At 65.5% G+C, this 21,653-nt stretch carries 19 protein-coding genes; 6 read left to right on the top strand and 13 right to left on the bottom strand.

Going from position 1 to position 21,653, the window contains the following annotated elements:
- Positions 1-15: 15 nt before the first annotated feature.
- The 3 genes from atpA to LV82_RS12155 form a co-directional block, all read right to left on the bottom strand.
- Positions 16-1,554: a F0F1 ATP synthase subunit alpha gene (atpA, locus tag LV82_RS12145; protein WP_104072066.1), complete on the bottom strand. Its 1,539-nt coding sequence runs from the start codon at positions 1,552-1,554 to the stop codon at positions 16-18.
- Complete coding sequence (locus LV82_RS12150; protein ID WP_104072067.1) at positions 1,554-2,114, bottom strand: F0F1 ATP synthase subunit delta; 561 nt, start codon at positions 2,112-2,114, stop codon at positions 1,554-1,556. Before LV82_RS12150 ends, atpA begins: the two co-directional genes overlap by 1 nt.
- 288 nt (positions 2,115-2,402) lie before the next feature.
- Positions 2,403-3,149, bottom strand: coding sequence for a class I SAM-dependent methyltransferase (locus LV82_RS12155; RefSeq protein WP_104072158.1), 747 nt, complete (start codon positions 3,147-3,149; stop codon positions 2,403-2,405).
- Positions 3,150-3,210: 61 nt separating this feature from the next.
- Between LV82_RS12155 and gloB the strand changes: the two genes are divergently transcribed.
- Together gloB and clpA are read left to right on the top strand one after the other, a co-directional pair.
- The gene (gene gloB / locus LV82_RS12160; protein ID WP_104072069.1) at positions 3,211-3,978 is read left to right on the top strand and encodes a hydroxyacylglutathione hydrolase; all 768 of its coding nucleotides are present in this window, start codon (positions 3,211-3,213) and stop codon (positions 3,976-3,978) included.
- 210 nt (positions 3,979-4,188) lie between these two features.
- Positions 4,189-6,498: an ATP-dependent Clp protease ATP-binding subunit ClpA gene (gene clpA, locus LV82_RS12165; protein ID WP_104072070.1), complete on the top strand. Its 2,310-nt coding sequence runs from the start codon at positions 4,189-4,191 to the stop codon at positions 6,496-6,498.
- A gap of 155 nt (positions 6,499-6,653) precedes the next feature.
- Here the strand turns inward: clpA and LV82_RS12170 are convergent, their stop codons facing one another.
- The 3 genes from LV82_RS12170 to LV82_RS12180 are packed head-to-tail and all read right to left on the bottom strand — an operon-like array spanning position 6,654 to position 10,076.
- Positions 6,654-8,258, bottom strand: coding sequence for a peptidoglycan -binding protein (locus LV82_RS12170; protein WP_104072072.1), 1,605 nt, complete (start codon positions 8,256-8,258; stop codon positions 6,654-6,656).
- Between the two features lie 3 nt (positions 8,259-8,261).
- Entirely contained in the window at positions 8,262-9,473 is a 1,212-nt protein-coding gene (locus tag LV82_RS12175; RefSeq protein WP_104072073.1) for a biopolymer transporter ExbB, read from the bottom strand.
- A 57-nt stretch (positions 9,474-9,530) separates the two neighbouring features.
- Positions 9,531-10,076, bottom strand: a complete 546-nt coding sequence (locus tag LV82_RS12180) for a gamma-glutamylcyclotransferase (RefSeq protein WP_104072160.1) — start codon at positions 10,074-10,076, stop codon at positions 9,531-9,533.
- A gap of 76 nt (positions 10,077-10,152) precedes the next feature.
- Here LV82_RS12180 and LV82_RS12185 point away from each other — a divergent pair, with 76 nt between their 5' ends.
- Positions 10,153-11,145 carry a DUF2125 domain-containing protein gene (locus LV82_RS12185; RefSeq protein WP_170063420.1) on the top strand — a complete coding sequence of 331 codons (993 nt, stop codon included), beginning with the start codon at positions 10,153-10,155 and terminating at the stop codon, positions 11,143-11,145.
- Here LV82_RS12185 and LV82_RS12190 read toward each other — a convergent pair whose 3' ends face one another.
- The 4 genes from LV82_RS12190 to LV82_RS12205 form a co-directional block, all read right to left on the bottom strand.
- Positions 11,146-12,069, bottom strand: a complete 924-nt coding sequence (locus tag LV82_RS12190) for a prephenate/arogenate dehydrogenase family protein (protein ID WP_104072076.1) — start codon at positions 12,067-12,069, stop codon at positions 11,146-11,148. It abuts the gene before it with no gap.
- Complete coding sequence (hisC, locus tag LV82_RS12195) at positions 12,066-13,151, bottom strand: histidinol-phosphate transaminase (protein ID WP_104072078.1); 1,086 nt, start codon at positions 13,149-13,151, stop codon at positions 12,066-12,068. Before hisC ends, LV82_RS12190 begins: the two co-directional genes overlap by 4 nt.
- A 128-nt stretch (positions 13,152-13,279) precedes the next feature.
- A complete protein-coding gene (rpsD, locus tag LV82_RS12200) occupies positions 13,280-13,900 on the bottom strand; it encodes a 30S ribosomal protein S4 (RefSeq protein ID WP_104072079.1) in 621 nt (206 codons plus the stop codon).
- Between the two features lie 179 nt (positions 13,901-14,079).
- Positions 14,080-16,344 carry an adenosylcobalamin-dependent ribonucleoside-diphosphate reductase gene (locus LV82_RS12205; RefSeq protein WP_104072081.1) on the bottom strand — a complete coding sequence of 755 codons (2,265 nt, stop codon included), beginning with the start codon at positions 16,342-16,344 and terminating at the stop codon, positions 14,080-14,082.
- Positions 16,345-16,457: 113 nt separating this feature from the next.
- On the opposite strand from LV82_RS12205, the gene LV82_RS12210 reads away from it, so the two are divergent.
- Positions 16,458-16,889 (top strand): DUF1489 family protein, encoded by a 432-nt coding sequence (locus tag LV82_RS12210; RefSeq protein WP_104072083.1) that lies wholly within the window; start codon positions 16,458-16,460, stop codon positions 16,887-16,889.
- Between the two features lies 1 nt (position 16,890).
- On the opposite strand, the gene hisG is transcribed toward LV82_RS12210, so the two are convergent.
- The 3 genes from hisG to hisS are packed head-to-tail and all read right to left on the bottom strand — an operon-like array spanning position 16,891 to position 20,177.
- Positions 16,891-17,595 (bottom strand): ATP phosphoribosyltransferase, encoded by a 705-nt coding sequence (gene hisG / locus LV82_RS12215; RefSeq protein ID WP_104072085.1) that lies wholly within the window; start codon positions 17,593-17,595, stop codon positions 16,891-16,893.
- Positions 17,589-18,686, bottom strand: a complete 1,098-nt coding sequence (locus tag LV82_RS12220) for an ATP phosphoribosyltransferase regulatory subunit (RefSeq protein ID WP_104072087.1) — start codon at positions 18,684-18,686, stop codon at positions 17,589-17,591. The genes hisG and LV82_RS12220 overlap by 7 nt, the downstream gene beginning before the upstream one ends.
- Positions 18,687-20,177, bottom strand: a complete 1,491-nt coding sequence (gene hisS, locus LV82_RS12225) for a histidine--tRNA ligase (RefSeq protein WP_104072090.1) — start codon at positions 20,175-20,177, stop codon at positions 18,687-18,689.
- Positions 20,178-20,312: 135 nt separating this feature from the next.
- On the opposite strand from hisS, the gene LV82_RS12230 reads away from it, so the two are divergent.
- The gene (locus tag LV82_RS12230) at positions 20,313-20,519 is read left to right on the top strand and encodes a SlyX family protein (RefSeq protein ID WP_211289213.1); all 207 of its coding nucleotides are present in this window, start codon (positions 20,313-20,315) and stop codon (positions 20,517-20,519) included.
- A gap of 61 nt (positions 20,520-20,580) precedes the next feature.
- Positions 20,581-21,651, top strand: a complete 1,071-nt coding sequence (locus LV82_RS12235) for an AbrB family transcriptional regulator (RefSeq protein WP_104072091.1) — start codon at positions 20,581-20,583, stop codon at positions 21,649-21,651.
- The last annotated feature ends 2 nt before the right edge of the window (positions 21,652-21,653 follow it).

Raw genomic sequence — 21,653 nt, forward strand, 5'->3', positions numbered from 1 at the left:
CCTCTCCTTCGCGCATCAGGCGAAGGTCTTGGCGAACTCATCGATCGCGGCGTAGAGCTTCTCTTCTGCCTCACCCTTGATCTTCGGATCCTCCTTGGTGATCCAGTCGAGGATGTCCTTGCGGGCCGTCCGCAGATAGGACAGCAGCTCGCGCTCGAAGCGGCCGACCTCCTTCACCGGAAGCTTGTCAAGGAAGCCCTTGATGCCGGCGAAGATCACGCAGACGATCTCGGCATTGGTCAGCGGCGAATACTGCGGCTGCTTCATCAGCTCGGTCAGGCGCGCACCACGGTTCAGCAGGCGCTGCGTGGCCGCGTCGAGGTCCGAACCGAACTGGGCGAAGGCCGCCATTTCGCGGTACTGGGCCAGTTCCAGCTTCACCGAGCCGGCGACCGACTTCATCGCGTTGGTCTGCGCGGCCGAGCCGACGCGCGACACCGACAGACCGGTGTTCACGGCAGGACGGATGCCCTGATAGAACAGCTCGGTTTCCAGGAAGATCTGGCCGTCGGTGATCGAGATCACGTTCGTCGGGATATATGCCGACACGTCACCCGCCTGGGTTTCGATGATCGGCAGCGCGGTCAGCGAGCCCGAGCCATGATCCGCGTTCAGCTTGGCCGAACGCTCCAGCAGGCGCGAATGGAGATAGAAGACGTCGCCCGGATAGGCCTCACGCCCCGGCGGACGACGCAGCAACAGCGACATCTGGCGATAGGCGACGGCCTGCTTGGACAGATCGTCATACACGATCAGCGCGTGGCGACCGTTGTCGCGGAAATACTCCGCCATGGCCGTCGCCGAATAGGGCGCCAGGAACTGCATCGGCGCCGGGTCGGACGCGGTGGCCGCCACGACGATCGAATATTCCATCGCGCCGGTTTCTTCCAGCTTCTTCACCAACTGGGCAACGGTCGAACGCTTCTGGCCGACGGCGACATAGACGCAGTACAGCTTCTTGCTTTCGTCGTCGCCCGCGGCGTCGTTGTAGCTCTTCTGGTTGAGGATGGTGTCCAGCGCCACGGCGGTCTTGCCGGTCTGGCGGTCGCCGATGATCAGCTCGCGCTGGCCGCGGCCGATCGGGATCATGGCGTCGACGGCCTTCAGGCCGGTCGCCATCGGCTCGTGCACCGAACGGCGCGGGATGATGCCGGGCGCCTTGACGTCGGCGATACGACGCTCGGCGGCTTCGATCGGGCCCTTGCCGTCGATCGGGTTGCCCAGCGCGTCGACCACGCGGCCCAGCAGGCCGTCGCCCACCGGCACGTCCACGATCGAGCGCGTGCGCTTGACGACATCGCCTTCCTTGATGTCACGGTCACTGCCGAAGATGACGATACCGACATTGTCGGTTTCGAGGTTCAGCGCCATCCCGCGGATGCCGCCCGGAAACTCGACCATCTCGCCGGCCTGAACATTGTCGAGACCGTAGACGCGTGCGATGCCGTCACCGACGGACAGCACGCGGCCGACCTCGGCAACTTCCGCTTCCTGACCGAAGTTCTTGATCTGCTCCTTTAGGATCGCAGAGATCTCGGCTGCCTGGATTCCCATTATCCGACCTCTTTCATGGCATTCTGGAGGGAAGCGAGCTTCGAGCGGATCGACGAATCGATCATCTTCGAGCCCACCTTGACTATCATTCCGCCGATGAGGCTGTCATCGACGGTCGTGTTCAGCTTGACGGTCTTGCCCGTGGCCTTGGCCAGAACATCGGCCAGCTTGGCCTCTTGCGTCTTGGTCAACGGCGCAGCGACCGTGACATCGACGGTCAGCTCGCCCCGCTCGTCCGCGATCCGGCGGCGCAGCGCCTTGACCATCTGGGGCAGGACGAAAAGCCGGCGCTTGTTCGCCATCAGCGCCAGCGTGTTGGCCGTCGGCCTGGACAATTTCAGCCGGTCGGCGATGGCCGCCATGGCGCGGGCCTGCTCGTCGCGCGAATAGATCGGCGAAGAGATCAGGCGGCGCAGATCGCCGCTTTCGCCCAGCACAGCCGCCAAGGCATCGACATCGGCCCCGAGCGCATCGAGTCCGTTCTCCTCCTTGGCGAGTTCAAACAAAGCCGTGGCATAGCGCCCGGCGATCCCTGCGGAAATCGAAGCTGGTTCGGACACGTGCACCCTTCCGAATTGTTCTGTCCCATCGCCCCATTTTCAGCGGTCGGGTAAGAGGCCACCCTTGGCATGCGCGGGGCGCACACCTGAATTCGTCGGGGGTCTAGCAGAGCCTTGCCCGTCAGGCAACAGCCGTAATCCCGCAAGTGTGATCTTCGTTGTCACGCAGATTCAAGATGTTGCTTGCAGCGCGACAAAGTGTTGCGCGCAAACGTCACCCGAAGGATCGCTCTGCCGGCGCGCAAGACGAGAATCCCGGGGAATCCAAGCCCCGCCCCGGGCGCGGGGTCACGCCGGTTCGGGTTTCGGGCGCGGGATGGCGTCCAGCACCCGCAAGGGGCGCCGCACGGCTGCAGCAAGGCCGGGCCTTTGCGGCGCGTGCACCTGTTTCGACACTTCGAGCAACAGCACCCCGCCCGTCAAGACACCCGAAACGCGCGCGCCCAGCCGCTCCCACATCGGCGCGCTGCGCAACCAGAACCGGCGCGAGCTTGGCGGAACGAACAGCGCGGTCTCGTGGCGTTCAGCGACAAAGTGGTGATGCCGCAGCTGGGCTTCGAGCTGCGCCATTGAATACGGCCTGCCATAGCCGAAAGGCGTGCGATCGGACCGCGACCACAGGCCGGATCGGCTGGGCACGATGAACAACGCCCGCCCGCCGGGGCCCAAAACCCGCCAGCATTCGTCCAGCAATGCCCCGGGATGTTCGGACGTCTCGAGCCCGTGCAGCACGATCAGCCGATCGATCATGCCTGTCTCGACCGGCCATTGGGTTTCTTCGCAAAGGACCGAGACATTTTCTCCGCCGGCGGGCCACGGCATCACGCCCTGTGGCGCGGGCATCAGCCCGATCACGCGGCGCGCCTCGGTCAGGTACGGGCGCAGCAATGGCACCGCGAACCCAAAGCCGGCAATCGTCTGGCCCTTGACAGGCGGCCACAGGGTCACCACCTGATCCCTGATCGCGCGCTGCGCCACCCGGCCAAGCTGTGTCCGGTAATAGAAATTCCTCAGATCCAGCACGTCCAGATGCATTGCGCGGGCCGCCATGTTGGGCAAAGCTGGGGCGAGCATACCAAGTCGGAACTGAAACGCCATGGCCCTTGAAATCGTGACCGTACCGTGTCTTTCGGACAACTATGCCTTCATCGCCCATGATCCGGCGACGGGGGCAACGGCGGTCGTGGATGTGCCCGAAACCTCGCCCATCCTGAACGCGCTGCGCGATCGTGGCTGGAAGGCCAGCCATATCCTGATCACGCATCACCACGCCGATCACGTGGACGGGGTAAAGGCCCTGGCCGCCGCGACCGGCGCCAAGGTGGTCGGCGCCGCGGCAGATGCAAACAGGCTGCCGAGCCTGGACATTGCCGTGGCAGAAGGCGATGTCGTCCGCATCGGCATTGAAGAGGCGCGCGTCATGGAGGTTCCGGGCCACACGGTCGGGCACGTTGCCTATCATTTCCCCGTCGCCGCGGTCGCCTTTACCGGCGACACCCTGATGGCGCTGGGCTGCGGGCGGGTCTTCGAGGGCACGATGGAGCAGATGTGGACCAGCCTCTCGCGGCTGGCCGCGCTGCCGCCGCAGACACTGATCTGCTCGGGCCATGAATACACGCTGACGAACGGACGGTTCGCGCTGACGATCGAGCCGGACAACCCGGAACTGGTCAAGCGGGTCGAGGCCGTGCGCGTGGCGCGCGAACAGGGGCGCCCGACCGTACCCTCGACCCTGGCCGAGGAACTGGCGACGAACCCCTTCCTTCGCGCCGGCGAGCCGGCGATCAAGCGCACGCTGAAGATGGAAGGTGCCAGTGACGCCGAGGTCTTTGCCGAGATCCGACGCCGCAAGGACCGGTTCTGAACCAGCACCACACGCCGAAGTCGCGGAAACGCATCACGCGCGGCCATGCGTCGGCCCCGCGATCACATTTTGCGGCGGCGCGGCCAGAAATCACGATTTCCGACACAAAACACTTGAAGAAGTCGGAATTCCACCGAACTTTAATCCTATGGGACGAGACTGGGACACAGGTCCCGAAACCCGTCTCGCGCAACGGAAAGGAGCACGAACGTGCCGTCATTCTCGAACACGCTCGAACAGGCAATCCATGCAGCGCTCGCCATCGCGAATTCGCGTCGGCACGAGCTTGCGACGCTTGAGCATCTGCTTCTGGCCCTTCTGGACGAGCCGGACGCGGCCAAGGTCATGCGCGCCTGCTCGGTCGATATCGAGGCGCTGCGCAAGACGCTGACCAACTTCATCGACGAAGACCTGTCGACCCTTGTCACCGATGTCGAGGGCTCCGAGGCGGTGCCGACCGCCGCCTTCCAGCGCGTGATCCAGCGCGCCGCGATCCATGTCCAGTCGTCTGGCCGCACCGAGGTGACCGGCGCCAACGTGCTGGTGGCGATCTTTGCCGAACGGGAATCGAACGCGGCCTATTTCCTGCAAGAGCAGGACATGACGCGCTATGACGCGGTGAACTTCATCGCGCATGGCGTGGCCAAGAACCCGAAATATGCCGAAGCGCGGCCGGTGACGGGCGCCGAGGAAGAGACCCAGACGAACGATTCCGAAGAAAAGGACACGGCGCTGGCCAAGTATTGCGTCGATCTGAACGCCAAGGCCCGCAAGGGCGAAGTCGATCCGTTGATCGGGCGCGAGGCCGAGCTGGAACGCTGCATCCAGGTTCTGTGCCGACGGCGCAAGAACAACCCGCTGCTTGTTGGCGATCCCGGCGTTGGCAAGACCGCCATTGCCGAGGGGCTGGCGCTGAAGATCGTGCGCGGCGAAACGCCAGAGGTGCTCAAGAACGCGACGATCTTCTCGCTCGACATGGGCGCGCTTTTGGCCGGCACGCGCTATCGCGGCGATTTCGAGGAACGCCTGAAGGCCGTCGTCAAGGAACTGGAAGAGCACCCCGACGCGATCCTGTTCATCGACGAGATCCATACCGTGATCGGGGCCGGCGCGACCTCTGGGGGCGCGATGGATGCGTCCAACCTGCTCAAGCCCGCGCTTGCCGGTGGCAAGCTGCGTTGCATGGGCAGCACGACCTACAAGGAATTCCGCCAGCATTTCGAGAAGGATCGGGCCCTGTCCCGGCGCTTCCAGAAGATCGACGTGAACGAACCCTCGGTCGAGGATGCGGTCAAGATCCTGATGGGGCTCAAACCCTATTTCGAGAAGCATCACGAGCTGCGCTATACGCATGACGCGATCCGCACGGCGGTCGAGCTTTCGGCGCGCTACATCCATGACCGCAAGCTGCCCGACAAGGCGATCGATGTCATCGACGAGGCCGGCGCCGCACAGCACCTGGTCGCGGAAAGCAAGCGGCGCAAGACGATCGGCGCCAAGGAAATCGAGGCCGTCGTCGCCAAGATCGCGCGCATCCCGCCAAAGAATGTCAGCAAGGACGATGCCGAGGTTCTGAAGGACCTCGAAGGCACGCTCAAGCGCGTCGTGTTCGGCCAGGACAAGGCGATCGAGGCACTTGCCTCGGCGATCAAGCTGGCCCGCGCCGGCCTGCGCGAGCCCGAAAAGCCGATCGGCAATTACCTGTTCGCAGGGCCCACCGGCGTCGGCAAGACCGAGGTCGCCCGGCAATTGGCCAATACGCTGGGCGTCGAGCTTCTGCGCTTCGACATGTCGGAATACATGGAGAAGCACGCCGTCAGCCGTCTGATCGGGGCGCCGCCGGGCTATGTGGGCTTTGACCAGGGGGGCCTTCTGACCGACAGCGTCGACCAGCACCCGCATTGCGTGCTGCTGCTGGACGAGATCGAAAAGGCGCATCCGGATGTCTTCAACATCCTGTTGCAGGTCATGGATCACGGCAAGCTGACCGACCACAACGGCAGACAGGTCGATTTCCGCAACGTGATCCTGATCATGACCTCGAATGCGGGCGCGGCCGAGCAGGCCAAGTCGGCCATCGGCTTTGGCCGCGAGCGGCGCGAGGGCGAGGACACCGCCGCGATCGAGCGGACGTTCACGCCGGAATTCCGCAACCGGCTGGATGCGATCATCTCGTTCGCGCCGCTGTCGCGCGAGGTCATCCTGCAGGTCGTCGAGAAATTCGTGCTGCAGCTCGAGGCACAGCTCATGGACCGCAACGTCCATATCGACCTGACGCCCGAAGCGGCGAACTGGCTGGCCGAGCGGGGCTATGACGACAAGATGGGTGCGCGCCCCCTGGGCCGCGTGATCCAGGAACACATCAAGAAGCCCCTGGCCGAAGAGCTGCTGTTCGGCCGCTTGACCAAGGGCGGGGTCGTCCATGTCCGCGTCCGCGACGGCGAACTGGTCCTCGATATCGAAGAGACGCAGAAGCCGCGGCTGTCCGGCTCGAAACCGCCGCTTCTGACCGCGGACTGATCCCGGCCTCATCACGCAAGGGCCCGCCACCCGGCGGGCCCTTGGCATGTCCATGTCTGACAATGGGCCCGAATATGCCCGAGCCGGGGATGTCCGAGGTCACCGCCCGACATTGAGATGGCGAATGCCATGCAGGGGGAAGGCAACCCCTTCGGTCAGCGTTCTGTCAGCTTCAGTTCGATACGCCGGTTCTGCGCCCGCGCCTCGGGGCTGTCGCCCTGTGCCACGGGGTGATATTCCCCAAAGCCCGTCGCCGCCAGCCGGTTGGGCGGGAAGCCCAGTTCCTCGGTCATGTAGCGCACGACAGACAGGGCGCGCGCCTGGCTGAGCTCCCAGTTGTCACGGAACCGCCCGGTACCGGACAGGGGCACATTGTCGGTGTGGCCATCGACCCGGATGATCCAGTCGATCTCGGGCGGAATCTCGTCCGAAACGTCCTGCAGGATCTCGACCACCCGGGCAATCTGGCTTCGCCCCTCGGGCGACAGATCGGCCGAGCCCGGCTCGAACAGGACTTCCGAGGAAAACACGAAGCGGTCGCCAACGATGCGCACACCCTCGCGGCCCTGCAGGACCTGCGACAGGCGGCCAAAGAATTCCGAGCGGTAGCGCTCAAGCTCCTCGGCCTTCTTCTTCAGCTGCTTCGCCTCCTCCTCAAGCCGCTTGCGTTCGGCCTCTTCCAGTTCGGCGCGGCGTTTTTCCTCGGCGGCAAGCTGGGCCAGCGCGGAATTCAACCGCGTGCCCAGGGCCTCGATCTGGACCTGCTTTTCGGCATCGCGTGCCTCCGAGGCATCCAGCATCTCCTGAAGCGAGCCAAGTTGCGAGCGCAGCGCCAGAACCTGCTGGTTCAACAGCGCGACCTTGCGGGCCAGCTCGGCCGAATTCTCGCGCTCGCTGGCCAGCAATTCATTTGCCTGCGCCAACAGCGCCTTTTGCCTTTCAGCCTCGGTCAGACTTTCCTGGGCCCTGCCCTGCAGCTCGGCCTGCGCGGCCTTTGCCGCCGCCAGCAGGGTCAGCGTTTCCTCGGCCCGCTTGCGCTCGGCTTCCAGAGCCAGCGTCATGGCCGTCAGCTCGTCCTCGGCCGATTTCAGCTTCTCGCGCAAGGCGGCTGCCGCGGCGGCTTCGGTCAGCCGCGCCTTTTCGGCTTCGCTCAGCGTCTCTTCGGCTTTGGCATTCTGCGCCTTGAGGTCGGCGACCAGAGCCTCCAGAGCCTCGCGACGTGCCGCGGCCAGGCGCGCGGCCTCGGCCTGCGCGTCGATCTCTTCGCGCGCGCGCGCGACCGCCAGGTTCAGGGCGTCCCGCTCTTGCGCCAGCGCGTCGCGTTCGGCGCCCAGCCTTTCGGCCTCGGCGCGGGCGGAATCGCGTTCCGACAGCAAGGCGGCGACCTGGGATTCGAACTCCGTGATGCGCGCCCGAGCTTCGGCCAGAGCCGCATCACTGGCCGCCACCTGCCCACGCAAGGTCGCGATCAATGCCTGCTGCTGATCGGCTCGTTCGCCAAGACGGTCCAGTTCAGATTGCAGCGCCGCGGTTCGATCGCGTTCGAGCCCCAGTGCATCCGCCAACCCCGCGACCTGTTCGGAAAGTGCCTGCAGCTCGTCATCCTGGGTGCTGATCGTCTCGCGCAACGAGAATTGCACGATCATGAAGATCGTCAGCACGAACATCAGCACCATCAGCAGCGCCGTCAGCGCATCGACGAAGCCGGGCCATACATTGGTCGAAAAGCGCTGTCCGCCGCGGCCGTTCTTCAGCGCCATGGCCTAGCCCGCCCTGCCCGTCTCGGCCCGGACCAGCATGCGCACGGCCCGCGTCAGTTCGGCAATGTCACCGCGCAGGTCTGCCATGGCCTCCTGCCGACCTGCCGCCAATTCCTCGAGCAGGCGCAGCAGCTGCACGTCGATCGACCGCAGACGCATCCGGATCTCGGCCTCGGCCGACGCATCGCCCTGAGCGCCGCTGGTTTCGGTCTCGGCGCGCACGGCACGATCGATCAGGCCGATCAGGCGCTCCTGGCCTTCGGCGATATGTGTCAGGATACCGGCCGTCCCGACTTCGGATTCCAGACGCCGGGTCAGGCCTTCGACCGCCGTTGCCAGCTCTTCCAGCCGCTGGTTTACCGCACTGCGGCCTTCGTCGGACTGACGCAGGATTTCCTGCAAGGTCTCGACCTGATCGGCCATGTGGTCCAGCACACCCGCAACGGTTTCCTGATCGATACCCCCCTCGGCATCGCCCCCGGCAAAGGTCAGGCGGGTAAAGGTGGACAGCCATTCCTCCAGCTCGCGGTAAAAGCGGTTCTGGCCATGCGTGGCAAACAGCTCGAGCAGCCCCACGACCAGCGACCCGGCCAGACCCAGCAAGGACGAGGAAAACGCCGTGCCCATACCGCCCAGCTGCGCCTCGAGACCCGACATCAGCTTGTCGAAGATCTGGGTTCCGGTTTCGCCCTCTTGTGGTGCCAGCGCCCGGATCGTGTCGACGACGGCCGGCACGGTGATTGCCAGGCCATAGAACGTGCCAAGAAGGCCAAGGAAAATCAGAAGGTTCGTCAGATAGCGCGTGATGTCGCGCGCCTCATCGATGCGGGTCGCAACCGAATCCTGGATCGACCGGGCGGAACTGGACGATATCTGACCCCCACGCGGCCCGCGCGAGCGCAGCAGCGCCGCCAGAGGCGCCAGCATACGGGGGGGGACGGTGATCTCATGACCCGGACGATTGGCCGCGAAGCCTTCGATCCAGCTGACGCAGCGCATCAGCTGAGCCACCTGCCAGAAGCATGTCAGGATCCCCAGGACAAAGACCCCAAGGATCAGCCCGTTCAGCCAGGGATTGGCAATGAAGATCGAGAATATGGGCCCATAGGCGAAATAGGCCCCTGCCCCGACCAATCCGCAGACGATCAGCATCAGAAGGATCTGACGCCAGGGTTGCGTGAATTTCGGCTCTGCCTCGCGCAGCGACTTGACCATATGGTACCACGCCTGTCTTTTCGTGTTTCCAGCGACAATAGGCGCGCTCAGTCTGGCTCACAAGTCGTAAGACGCCCCCTGCGCGGTCAGCGCGCGCACCCTGTCGGCCAGCCAGTCCAGTTCGGCATCGGGGATCCCAAGCTCGTGCAGATGTGCGACCGTGTTCAGCAGGTAGTCCGCATTGCGCCCCCGGCCGCCGACGGCTTCGGCGATGATGCGGGCCTGTTCTTCCAGCGACAGGCCGCGGCAATACTGCACATGCTGGGGGTCGATCACATAGGTCACTGCCGTCACCACGCGCCCATCCGCAAGTTGAACGGGCAGCTCCTTTTCCAGATAGGCCGAGGTCACGAGCTCGCGCGCTCGAAGATAGTCAAGCGTCGCCTGCTCCTGCCCCGGAACCACGCGAAAGGCCACGCCATGGCAGACCGTTTCGGGCGCGGCATCCAGGGCCAGCACAAGCCCGGGACGTTCGACCGTTCCCCTGTGGTGCAGCGAGCGCATGCAGAAGCAGCGATGCCAACCGTCAAGCCGCGCAAGCACGCGTTCGTCAAAATCGAACCCCGGATCCCAGATCAGGGAACCGTATCCAAAGACCCACATGGACTGCCTCGTCTGTCTGTGGCACTTCTCGCCACACGATCCGGTAAACACGATCCCTGGGTTCGAGGAAAGGTCCATGCGTACGGTTCTTTGGCTGATTGCCCTTGTGGCGGTGCTTTTCGCGGCTGGCTGGCATCTTGCCGCCCGGCAGATCCGGTCCGGGATTGGTCAGGCACTGGCCGGGATGCAGGCCACCGGGCAGGCCAGCGTGGCCGATTGGAGATTGCAGGGCTTCCCCTGGCGTTTCGACCTGACCCTGCAAGAGCCGCGCCTTGCATCCGCGGACGGGCAGTTCGCATGGGCCGCGCCGAAGCTCGAGCTGCACGCATTGTCCTATCGTCCGCATCATCTGATCGCCGTGTTGCCCGCGCGCCAGACGGTCTGGCTTGGAGGCGAAGAGATCGACATCCAGACCGCCGATGCGCGCGCCAGCGCGGTGACCCGAATATCGACGGACGTGCCGCTTGAACGCGCAAATGTCGTCGCGCGCGATCTGCGCCTGACGGGGCGTCTCGACTGGTCCATGACAGTGACCGAGCTGCGCCTCGCGGCCCAGGCGCTCGACGACGACCCGCTTGGCCAGAACGCCATTCGCATCGGGGCCGAGGCCACGGGCATCGACCTGAAAGGCCCCGCGCAGGCGATCCTGGCCCGGGCGGGACTCGATGCGGAAGATGGTCACCTGAGGCTTGATGGGATCGTCGCAACGGACCGGCCGCTGGATCGCCGCGCGTTGGATGGCCGGCTGCGCGTTACCGCAGTTCGGATCACTGACCTTGCGTTCGATTGGGGCGGTTTGTCCCTGACCGGCGCGGGAGAAATGAACGTCTCTTCAGCAGGTCAGCCCGAGGGCCGGATCGATCTGTCGCTGCGCAACTGGCGCGCATTATTGCCGGTGTTGCGGCAGGCGGGGCTGATCCAGCCGCGATCCCAGGCCATGGCCGAAAGCATGCTGGGCATGCTGGCCGCATCGGATGGCAATCCGGACACGCTTTCGCTGCCACTGGTCCTGTCTGGCGGCGCGATGGCGCTGGGGCCGTTGCCGCTTGGCCCCGCGCCCCGGTTCTGATCACTCCTCCTGGGCCTTGACCCGTCCGAAGTCGGGCGCGGCAGTGTCCTGCCCGGCCTCGATGATGCCGCGGCGGATCGCGCGCGTGCGGGTGAAATAGTCATGCAGCGTCTTGCCATCCTCCATTCGGATCGCGCGCTGCAGGACGAAAAGTTCCTCCATGAAGCGGCCCAGGATGTCCAGCGTCGCCTCCTTGTTCGTCAGAAAGACGTCGCGCCACATCGTCGGGTCCGAGGCCGCGATGCGCGTGAAATCACGAAAGCCTGCGGCAGAATACTTGATGATCTCGCTCTCGGTGACCTGCGCCAGATGGTCGGCCACCCCCACCATCGTATAGGCGATCAGGTGGGGCGTGTGGCTGGTCACGGCCAGAACGCGGTCGTGATGGGCGGCGTCCATCTGCTCGACATTCGCGCCCATGCCCTGCCATAGGCGGGTCAGCCGCTCGACGGCCACGGGCCGGGCATGCCCCGGAACCAGCAGGCAGAAGCGATTGCGAAACAGTGTCGCAAAACCCGCGCGCGGCCCCGAATGTTCCGTCCCGGCCAAGGGGTGGCCAGGCACGAAATCCACGCCTTCGGGAATGTGCGGCGCCACGGCCTCGATCACCGCCTGCTTGACGGACCCCACATCCGTGACGGTCGCGCCCGGCTTCAGATGGTCGCGGATCTCGGCCGCGATCGGCCCCATGGCCAGCACGGGCACGGCCAGGACGACCAGGTCGGCATCCTTGACCGCTTCGGCAGCCGTGTCGAAGACCTCATCGCAGAACCCGACTTCCAGCGCCGCCTTGCGGGTCTCCTCGCTGCGGGCATGGCCGACGACGCTTCCGGCCAGATTCCATTTCTTCATCGCATGCCCCATGGACGAGGCAATCAGCCCCAGGCCGATCAGGGCAACACGGTCATAGATCTGCTGGCTCATGCCTTCCCCTTGAACGCTGCGATGGCGGCGGCCACGCGACGACATGCCGATTCGTCACCGATCGTGATGCGCAGACAATGCGGCAGGCCGTAGCTGCCGACGCGCCGCACGATCAGGCCCTGGGTCTTCAGGTAATCGTCGCATTGCCCGGCCTCGGCCGCATCGGCAAACCGGGCAAGGATGAAATTGCCATGCGACGGGTCCGAGTGCACGCCAAGATCGGCCAGCGCCGCGGCTAGCCAGGCGCGCAGGCGGGCATTCTCGGCGCGGCACCGCGCGATATGGGCCTGGTCGCGCATGGCCGCTTCGGCCGCGGCAATCTGGCCATGGGACAGGTTGAACGGGTTGCGGATGCGGTTCAACACATCGACGATCGCGCGCGGGCCGTAGCCCCAGCCAATCCGCAAGCCGCCCAAACCATAGATCTTGGAAAAGGTCCGCGTCATGAAGACGTTGGGGTATTCGGTCGCCAGCCGCGCACCGCCGTCGAAACCTTCGACATATTCGGCATAGGCGCCATCCAGCACCAGCATGACATGCGTCGGCAGCGCGCGGGCCAGACGTTCGACCTCGGACTCGTCCAGCATCGTGCCCGTCGGGTTGTTCGGATTGGCGATGAACACGATCTGCGTGCGTTCGGTCACGGCCGACAGGATCGCATCGACATCGACCCGCCTGTCACGGTCCGGCACCTTCACGGGCGTCGCGCCAACCGCGCGCGCGGCGATCGGATACATGAGGAATCCATGCTCGGTATGGATGACCTCTCCACCCGGCCCGGCATAGGCCTGGGCCAGCAGCAGCAGGATCTCGTCCGACCCCGTGCCGCAGACGATCCGGTCCGGGTCAAGACCATGAACCTCGGCGATCGCCGCGCGCAGGCTGGCATGGTCGGTCGAGGGATAGCGGTGCAGATCGTGCACCGCGCGCAGATAGGCCTCCTTGGCCGCGTCGGACGGGCCAAAGGGATTTTCGTTCGACGACAGCTTCACCGGGTTTGCCACGCCCGCGATCTGGCTGGCACCGCCTTCGTAAAGATCGATGCCCATTATGCCCGGCTGGGGTCTGGGAAGGTCGTTCATCTGTGCCCTCGACTTGGGTTCACGGCTTTCTAGCAGCCCCTGCGCGGCCAATGCCAGAGGCTTGAGTCACAAAGAAAAGGGGCCGCGGCAAAACCGCGACCCCCGAACGTTCGATCCGTGCAGACGGATCAGTTCTTGGCGTAGAATTCGACGACCAGGTTCGGTTCCATCTGAACCGGATACGGCACGTCGGCCAGCGTCGGGGTGCGCAGGAAGGTGGCGGTCATCTTGGAATGATCGACCTCCAGGTAATCGGGCACGTCACGCTCGGCCAGGCTGACGGCTTCCAGGACCAGCGCCATCTGCTTGGACTTGTCGCGCACGGCGATCACGTCGCCTTCCTTGACGCGATAGCTGGGGATGTTCACGCGCTTGCCGTTCACGGTAACGTGGCCGTGGTTGACGAACTGGCGCGCGGCAAAGATGGTCGGCACGAACTTGGCGCGATAGACGACCGCGTCCAGGCGGCGCTCCAGAAGGCCGATCAGGTTTTCACCCGTATCGCCCTTGACCCGGGCGGCCTCGGCATAGATGCGCTTGAACTGCTTTTCGGTCAGGTCGCCGTAATAACCCTTCAGCTTCTGCTTGGCGCGCAGCTGAATGCCGAAATCCGAAAGCTTGCCCTTGCGGCGCTGGCCATGCTGGCCGGGGCCGTATTCACGACGGTTGACCGGGGATTTCGGACGACCCCAGATGTTCTCGCCCATCCGGCGGTCGATCTTGTACTTGGCAGCGGTGCGTTTGGTCACCTCTGATCTCCTTCGTTGTGGCGCCGCGCTCGGGCGGCAGTGAAGGGCGTTGTCCTTTCCCTTTCGGGCGACAGGCATCCCCTTGCGGGGGCCACCAACACCAATTGAACCCCGGACTCTCCGCTCGGGGATGGCGGGCTTATAGCGGCGCGGCGGGCGGTGTCAACGCCCTTTCCCCGTCAGCCGCATTTCGAATAACCGCACGAGGCGCAGGTCATGCAGCCTTCGATCATCTGCATGTCGTACTGGCCGCAGGACGGACAGGCCGGGCCGCGCGGTGCCTCGCCCACGACCTTCACATCGGCCTTGGGGTCGGACTTCAGCCCCAGCCCTTCGCCCTCGATGAATCCGATCGCGATCATGTGACGCTCGATCACCCCGCCGATGGCGGCCAGGATCGACGGAATGTAACGCCCGTTCACCCAGGCGCCGCCGCGCGGATCGAAGACCGCCTTCAATTCCTCGACCACGAAGCTGACGTCTCCTCCGCGCCGGAACACGGCCGAGATCATCCGCGTCAGCGCCACGGTCCAGGCGAAATGCTCCATGTTCTTGGAGTTGATGAAGACCTCGAAGGGCCGCCGACGCCCGCCCTGCACGATGTCGTTGATCGTGATGTAGATCGCATGCTCGCTGCCCGGCCATTTCAGCTTGTAGGTCGTGCCTTCCAGGGCCTGGGGCCGCTCCAGCGGCTCGGACAGATAGACGACATCGGCGCCTTGATCGACTTCCGGCGCCTTTTCGGCCGATTCGGACACCGACAGCACCGACCCGGTAACCGGGTTCGGCCGATAGGTCGTGCAGCCCTTGCAGCCGCTTTCATAGGCCGCAAGATACACATCCTTGAATGCCTCGAAGCTGATTTCCTCGGGGCAGTTGATGGTCTTGGAAATCGACGAATCGACCCATTTCTGCGCCGCCGCCTGCATCCGCACATGGTCCAGCGGCGCCAGCGTCTGGGCATCGACGAACCAGTCGGGCAAGGGCGCATCGCCAAAGCGTTCGCGCCACAGCTGCACGGCGTAGTCCACGACCTCTTCCTCGATGCGCGAGCCGTCCTTCAGCAGAACCTTGCGCTTGTAGGCATAGGCGAAGACCGGCTCGATCCCCGACGAGACATTGCCCGCATAAAGGCTGATCGTGCCCGTGGGCGCGATCGAGGTCAGCAATGCGTTGCGGATGCCGTGCCTCGCCACGGCTTCGCGCACGTCCTCGTCCATCTGGCGCATCGTGCCCGAGGCAAGGTATTTCTCGGCGTCGAACAGCGGGAAGGCGCCCTTCTCGCGCGCAAGGTCCACGCTGGCCAGATAGGCCGTGTGGGCGATGCGGTGCATCCATTCCTCGGTCTGCCGCGCGGCCTCCTCAGAGCCATAACGCAGCTTCAGCATCAGCAGCGCGTCCGCAAGTCCCGTGACGCCCAGTCCGATGCGGCGCTTGGCGTGGGCCTCTTCCTTCTGCTGGGGCAGCGGGAAACGGCTGGCATCGATGGTGTTGTCCATCATCCGAACGGCCGTGCGCACCAGTTCGTCCAGCTCCTGCAGGTCCAGTTCGGCGTCCTCGCCAAAGGGATCGCGCACCAGCCGCGCCAGGTTGATCGAGCCCAGAAGACAGGCGCCATAGGGCGGCAGAGGCTGTTCGCCGCAGGGATTGGTGGCCGCGATCGTCTCGCAATAGGACAGGTTGTTCATCGCGTTGATGCGATCGATGAAGATCACGCCCGGTTCGGCATAGTCATAGGTCGCCCGCATGATCTTGTTCCAAAGATCGCGAGCCTGGACCGTGCGATAGACCTTGCCGCCAAAGACCAGATCCCACGGCTTGTCCTGCCGGACCGCATCCATGAACGGATCGGTGACAAGCACCGACAGGTTGAAATTGCGCAGTCGCGCCGGGTCGCGCTTGGCCTCGATGAAGGCTTCGATGTCCGGGTGGTCGCAGCGCATCGTGGCCATCATCGCCCCGCGCCGCGAGCCCGCCGACATGATCGTGCGGCACATCGCATCCCAGACATCCATGAACGACAGCGGACCCGAGGCATCGGCGCCCACGCCCTTGACCTCGGCCCCGCGCGGGCGGATGGTCGAAAAGTCATAGCCGATCCCGCCGCCCTGCTGCATCGTCAGCGCGGCCTCCTTCAGCATCTCGAAGATGCCCGCCATGTCATCTGGGATCGTGCCCATCACGAAGCAGTTGAACAGGGTCACGTTGCGTCCCGTGCCCGCCCCGGCCGTGATCCGGCCCGCGGGAAGAAAGCGGAAATCCTCAAGCGCGGCGTAGAACCGTTCCTCCCAAGTCTCGGGCTCTTTCTCCACGGCGGCCAGCGCGCGCGCCACGCGCCGCCAGGTATCCTCGACCGTGCCGTCGATCGGCGTTCCGTCAGCAGACTTGAAGCGGTATTTCATGTCCCAGATGGACTCGGCGATGGGGGCGGCAAAACGGCTCATCGTGATCCTCGACTTTTCGAAAGGCTTTTGAAGATACGCAAGCGCACCGTGCCGGTCAACTTGATCTCGGGGGTGCAGGCACTAGAATACCCAAGGTCTTGAGAAAACGCGCAATGGCTGATCTGGTTCATCTGGTAAAACTCTGCGTCGGCGCCGACAGCGTCGAGGACCTGCTGGCCTGGCATGCGGCCAATCCCTCGCCCCTGCCCGGCGGGGCGCGCCGTCATGTCACGCGGATGTGGCCAAGGCGCGCCGAAGAGCTGCTGAACGGCGGATCGCTGTATTGGGTCATAAAGGGCGCGATCCTGTGCCGCCAGAGGGTCCTGCGGCTGGAAGAGGTCGACGGCCAGGACGGCAAACCGCGCTGCGCGATCATCCTGGACCCCGAGGTTATCCGGACCGAACCCGCGCCACGCCGGCCGTTCCAGGGCTGGCGCTATCTCGACCCGCAGGATGCGCCGCGCGATTTGCGCGTGGGGTCCGCACAGGACGATACCTTGCCGCCCGGCCTGGCCGAGGCGCTTGCCGAATTCGGCATACGCTGACTCAGGGGCGAACCTCGTCCAGCCCCAGACGCCGGGCAAGCACGGAAAGGGTGCGGGTTTCGTCATCGCCGAACCGGGCATTGCGCGACATGAACAGCGTCGCCTGGCTGGCATGGACCAGCCCGTCCGCAAGGATCTTCAGATGATTTGCCCGCAGCGTCTCGCCGGTCGAGGTGATGTCGGCGATCGCCTCGGCGGTCAGGTTCTTCACCGTGCCCTCGGTCGCGCCCTGGCTGTCCACAAGCTGATAATCCGCGACGCCGTTTTCGCGCAGGAATTCGCGCACCAGGCGATGATACTTGGTCGCGATGCGCAGCCGGTGGCCATGGGTGGCGCGAAACGCCGCGGCGACCGCATCCAGATCGTCCAGCGTGTCCACGTCGATCCAGGCCGCGGGAACCGCGATCACCAGGTCGGCATGGCCAAAGCCCATCGGGACCAGCTCGCGCACCTGGGCAGGCCAATCGGCCAGCTTCTCGCGCACGAGATCCGAGCCCGTGACCCCCAGATGGATGCGCCCCGCTGCCAGTTCCCGCGGGATTTCGCCCGCCGACAGCAGCACCAGGGACAGCCCCTCGATCCCCTCGACGCGCGCGGCGTATTCGCGTTCGGACCCCGCCTTGTGCAGACGAACGCCGCGCTGACCGAACCAGTCGAACGTCTTTTCCATCAGCCGCCCCTTGGACGGCACCCCCAGCTTCAGCATGGCTGCGCCCCCTTCAGGTCGGCGACAAGGCCCGGGCGGATGACGCCGCCGACCGCCGGGATCGACCGCCCCTGCCCCAGGACGGCCGTCAGCGCGTCATAGCGCCCGCCCGAGGCCACAGGCGGCAGATCCGGGTTCGGCGCATGGAAGGCAAAGACGAAACCGTCATAATATTCCATGGTCGAACGACCATGGCTGGCCTCGAAGTCCAGCGCATCCACGTTGATGCCGCGGCCCGCGAGGGCGTCGAGCCGCTGGGCCAGCCGATCGGTCGCGGCGCGGATCGCGGGCATCTCGGCAGCCATCTCGCGCAACCTGTCCAGGGCGGCGCCAGCCTTGCCCGACAGGTTCAGAAGCGCCTCGATCTGGGCGACCTGCTGTGCGGGAATGGGCGGGGCCTCGGCATCCTCGACAAGGGCCGCCAGGCGCGCCTCGATCTCGACGCGCGAACGCAGACCGATCAGCGGCGCGGCGGCCTCGGGCATGCGCCCTGCCCGCAGGTTCGCGATCAGGCGCTGACGCGACTCGGGCTGGGGCTGCAGACCGCCAAAGCGCTCCAGCAGCCGGGTGAACCGGCGCGGGCGCCAGACATGGCGCAACAGCGCCCGCTTGCGGCTGTCGATCGTGTCCAGCCCGCGCACCGCGGCCGTCAGGATCGCGATATCCCCGGTGATGGCACGCAGGCCCAGCGGCGACAGAAGCCGGTCGAACAGGGAAAAGACCTCGGCATCGGCAGCGACCGGATCGTCGCGGTCAAAGACCTCATAGCCGACCTGAAGGTATTCGACCGCGCGCGCCGAAGGCCGCTCCTGCTTGCGGAAGACCTCGCCCGCATAGCAATAGCGCGCGGGCTCGGCGCCCCCGGCCATGTGCATCTGCACAACGGGCACGGTGAAATCGGGGCGCAGCATCATCTCGCCGCGCAGCGGGTCGTTGGTCACATAGGCGCGGGCGCGGATGTCCTCGCCATAAAGGTCAAGCAATGTCTCCGCAGGTTGCAGGATGTCGGCCTCGACGGCGCGGGCGCCCGCGTCGAGGAATGCCTGCATCAGCCGCGCGGCCTCGGCCCGCGCCTCGGCCTTGCCTGCCATTCAGCCGCCCTCCAGAATGCGCCGCACATGCGCGACCAGATCTTCGCGCGGCGCCTCGAACTGGGCGGGCTGCGCCTTCCATTCCTCGTGCGTTGCCTCGGCGGCCAGCTTCGCGCCCAGATACAGGTCCTTGATCTGGACCACGCCGCGCGCGGCCTCGTCACTGCCCTGGATGATTGCGACCGGCGCATTGCGGCGGTCGGCGTATTTCAACTGATTGCCGAAGTTCTTCGGGTTCCCCAGATAGACCTCGGCGCGAATGCCCGCGCGGCGCAACTCGGCCGCCATGGCCTGATACTCGGCCATGCGATCGCGATCCATCACGGTGACGACGACGGGGCCGCGCGTATCGGCCTGAACACGCCCCTTGGCGCGCAAGGCGGCCAGAAGCCGGTCGACGCCGATCGAGACACCGGTTGCCGGCACCGTCTGTCCGGTGAATCGCTTGACCAGGTCGTCATAGCGACCGCCCCCTGCGACCGAACCGAACTGCCGCGGGCGGCCCTTTTCGTCGCGTATTTCGAAGGTCAGCTCGGCCTCGAAGACCGGTCCGGTGTAATATCCAAGGCCGCGGACGACCGACGGGTCGATGACGATGCGGTCGGGGCCGTAGCCCTGTGCGTCCAGCAGTTCGGCGATCGTGGCCAGTTCCGCAACGCCTTCGCGCCCGGTTTCGCTGCTGCCCACCAGCTCGCCCAAACGGGCCAGCGTCTGGGCCCCGTCCGCACCGCGCGCGGACATGAAGCCCAGCACGACATCGGCCTGTTCCTGCGACAGCCCCGCCCCCTTGGTGAAGTCGCCGGATTCGTCCAGACGCCCCTCGCCGATCAGGGCCCGCACTCCGGCTTCGCCCAGCCGGTCGATCTTGTCGATGGCGCGCATCACGATGCCGCGCTCGGTCTCGAAACGCGACGGATCGGTCGGGTCCAGGATGCCCGCGACCTCCATCACGCCGTTCAGAACCTTGCGGTTGTTGACCCGCACCACGTAGTCGCCGCGCGGAATGCCAACCTCTTCCAGCGCCTCGGACAGCATCCCGCAGATCTCGGCATCCGCCGCCACCGTCGGGGCGCCCACCGTATCGGCATCGCACTGATAGAACTGGCGGAAGCGTCCGGGCCCCGGCTTTTCGTTGCGCCAGACCGGCCCCATCGCATAGCGGCGATAGGGAAAGGGCAAGTCGTTTCGGTATTGCGCGGCCACGCGCGCCAGCGGCGCGGTCAGGTCATAGCGCAGAGCCAGCCAGCCCGCATCGTCGTCCTTCCAGGCAAAGACGCCCTCGTTCGGACGATCGACATCGGGCAGGAACTTGCCCAATGCCTCGACCGTTTCGACCGCCGAGGTTTCCAGCGGCTCGAAGCCATGGCGGTGATAGACTTCGGCAATGCGGTCCAGCATCGCCTTGCGTTCGGTCACATCCGATCCAAAATAGTCACGAAAGCCCTTTGGCGTTTCGGCCTTCGGTCTGCGCGGTCCCTTGTCCCTGGCCATGGTCCGACCCTTCAATCTGATCCGCCGGGGGTGTAGCGGATGCAGCCAAGGGGAACAAGGCAGAGCCGCGCCGATTTTGTCCATGCCCCGCTTTCGCGGCCTTTGGACCAGACAGCAGCGCAAGGAGGAATGACCATGCAGGACAGACTGGAACATGTCGAAGAGGAACTGGCCCATCTGCGCCGCGCGGTGGACGATCTGTCCGACGTGGTTGCCCGTCAGACGCGCGAGATCGATACCCTGACCCGTCGCGTCCAGATGCTGATGGAACGCGCGGCCGAGGCCGAAGCCATCGCCACGGGCCAGTTGCCACCCGCCGACGAGGTCCCGCCCCATTACTAGGACACCGCTTGCGGTCGCCCGCGCATGGTGACAGGTTCGGTCCGAACCTGCGGTTATCTCCATGCGTACCATTCTGCTCCGTATTCTTGGAAGGCCACATTGGCCGACCGTTGCCCTGACCTATGCGGTGGGCCTTTCGGGCGGTCTGATCGCCAAGGCATTGCATCTGCCGCTGCCCATGCTGCTGGGCTCGCTGCTTGCGGTCGGCGCCGCGGCGGTGGCGGGCCTGCGCCCCTTGGGCCACCTGCCGCAGGCACCCCAGAGCATCCGCATGGCCTTTGTCCCCATCATTGGCGTGGCGATCGGCAGCGCCGCGCGGCCCGGACTGCTTGCCGAGGCCGTGGGCTGGATGCCATCGCTGGCCGTTCTGTGCCTGTTCATTCCCATCGTCCACCAGATCGGCTATCGCCTGATTGCGTCAACCGGTCGGGTGGACCGGTTGACGGCCTTCTATGGCGCGGCCCCCGGCGGTCTGGTCGAGACGGTGCAGATGGGCGAAGAGGCCGGCGCCGACATGCAGATGCTGGCCATGCTGCAATTCCTGCGCCTGATCCTGACCATCGTGGCGGTGCCGCTGGGCTTTTCGATCATGGAGGGCCATGCCGTCGGCTCGGCGGCGGGCGCGGCGGTTGCCGGCAGCCCCGCGGGCCTGCCGGACCTTGCCATCATGGCCGCCTGCGCGGTGATCGGGCTCATGATCGGGTTGCGCCTGAAGCTGCCCGCCGGCCACGTCCTGGGGCCGATCCTGCTTTCGGTCCTGGCCCATGTCATGGGCTGGACCAATGCCGCCCCGCCCGGCTGGCTGGTTGCCTCGGCGCAGGTGGTGATCGGCACTGCCCTTGGCGTACGCTTTGCGGGAATGCCTGTCCGGCGCATCCTCGATGCCCTGCAGCTGGCCCTGCTGAACGGATGCGTGACGCTGGGCGGGGCGGTCGCCGTCGGCTTCCTGCTGGCCCCCTGGATCGGCGAACCGGTGCGCGCCGTGATCCTTGCCTTTGCGCCCGGCGGGCTGGTCGAGATGGGCCTGATCGCCCTGTCGCTGAAGATGTCGATCCTTTACGTGACCGCGCATCATCTGATGCGGATCATCCTGGCCGTCAGCTTTGCGCGCTTCTTCGCCCCGCGAGGCTAAAA

Origin of the sequence: Albidovulum inexpectatum, from assembly GCF_002927635.1 — a bacterium.
In the GTDB taxonomy this organism is placed as follows: domain Bacteria; phylum Pseudomonadota; class Alphaproteobacteria; order Rhodobacterales; family Rhodobacteraceae; genus Albidovulum; species Albidovulum inexpectatum.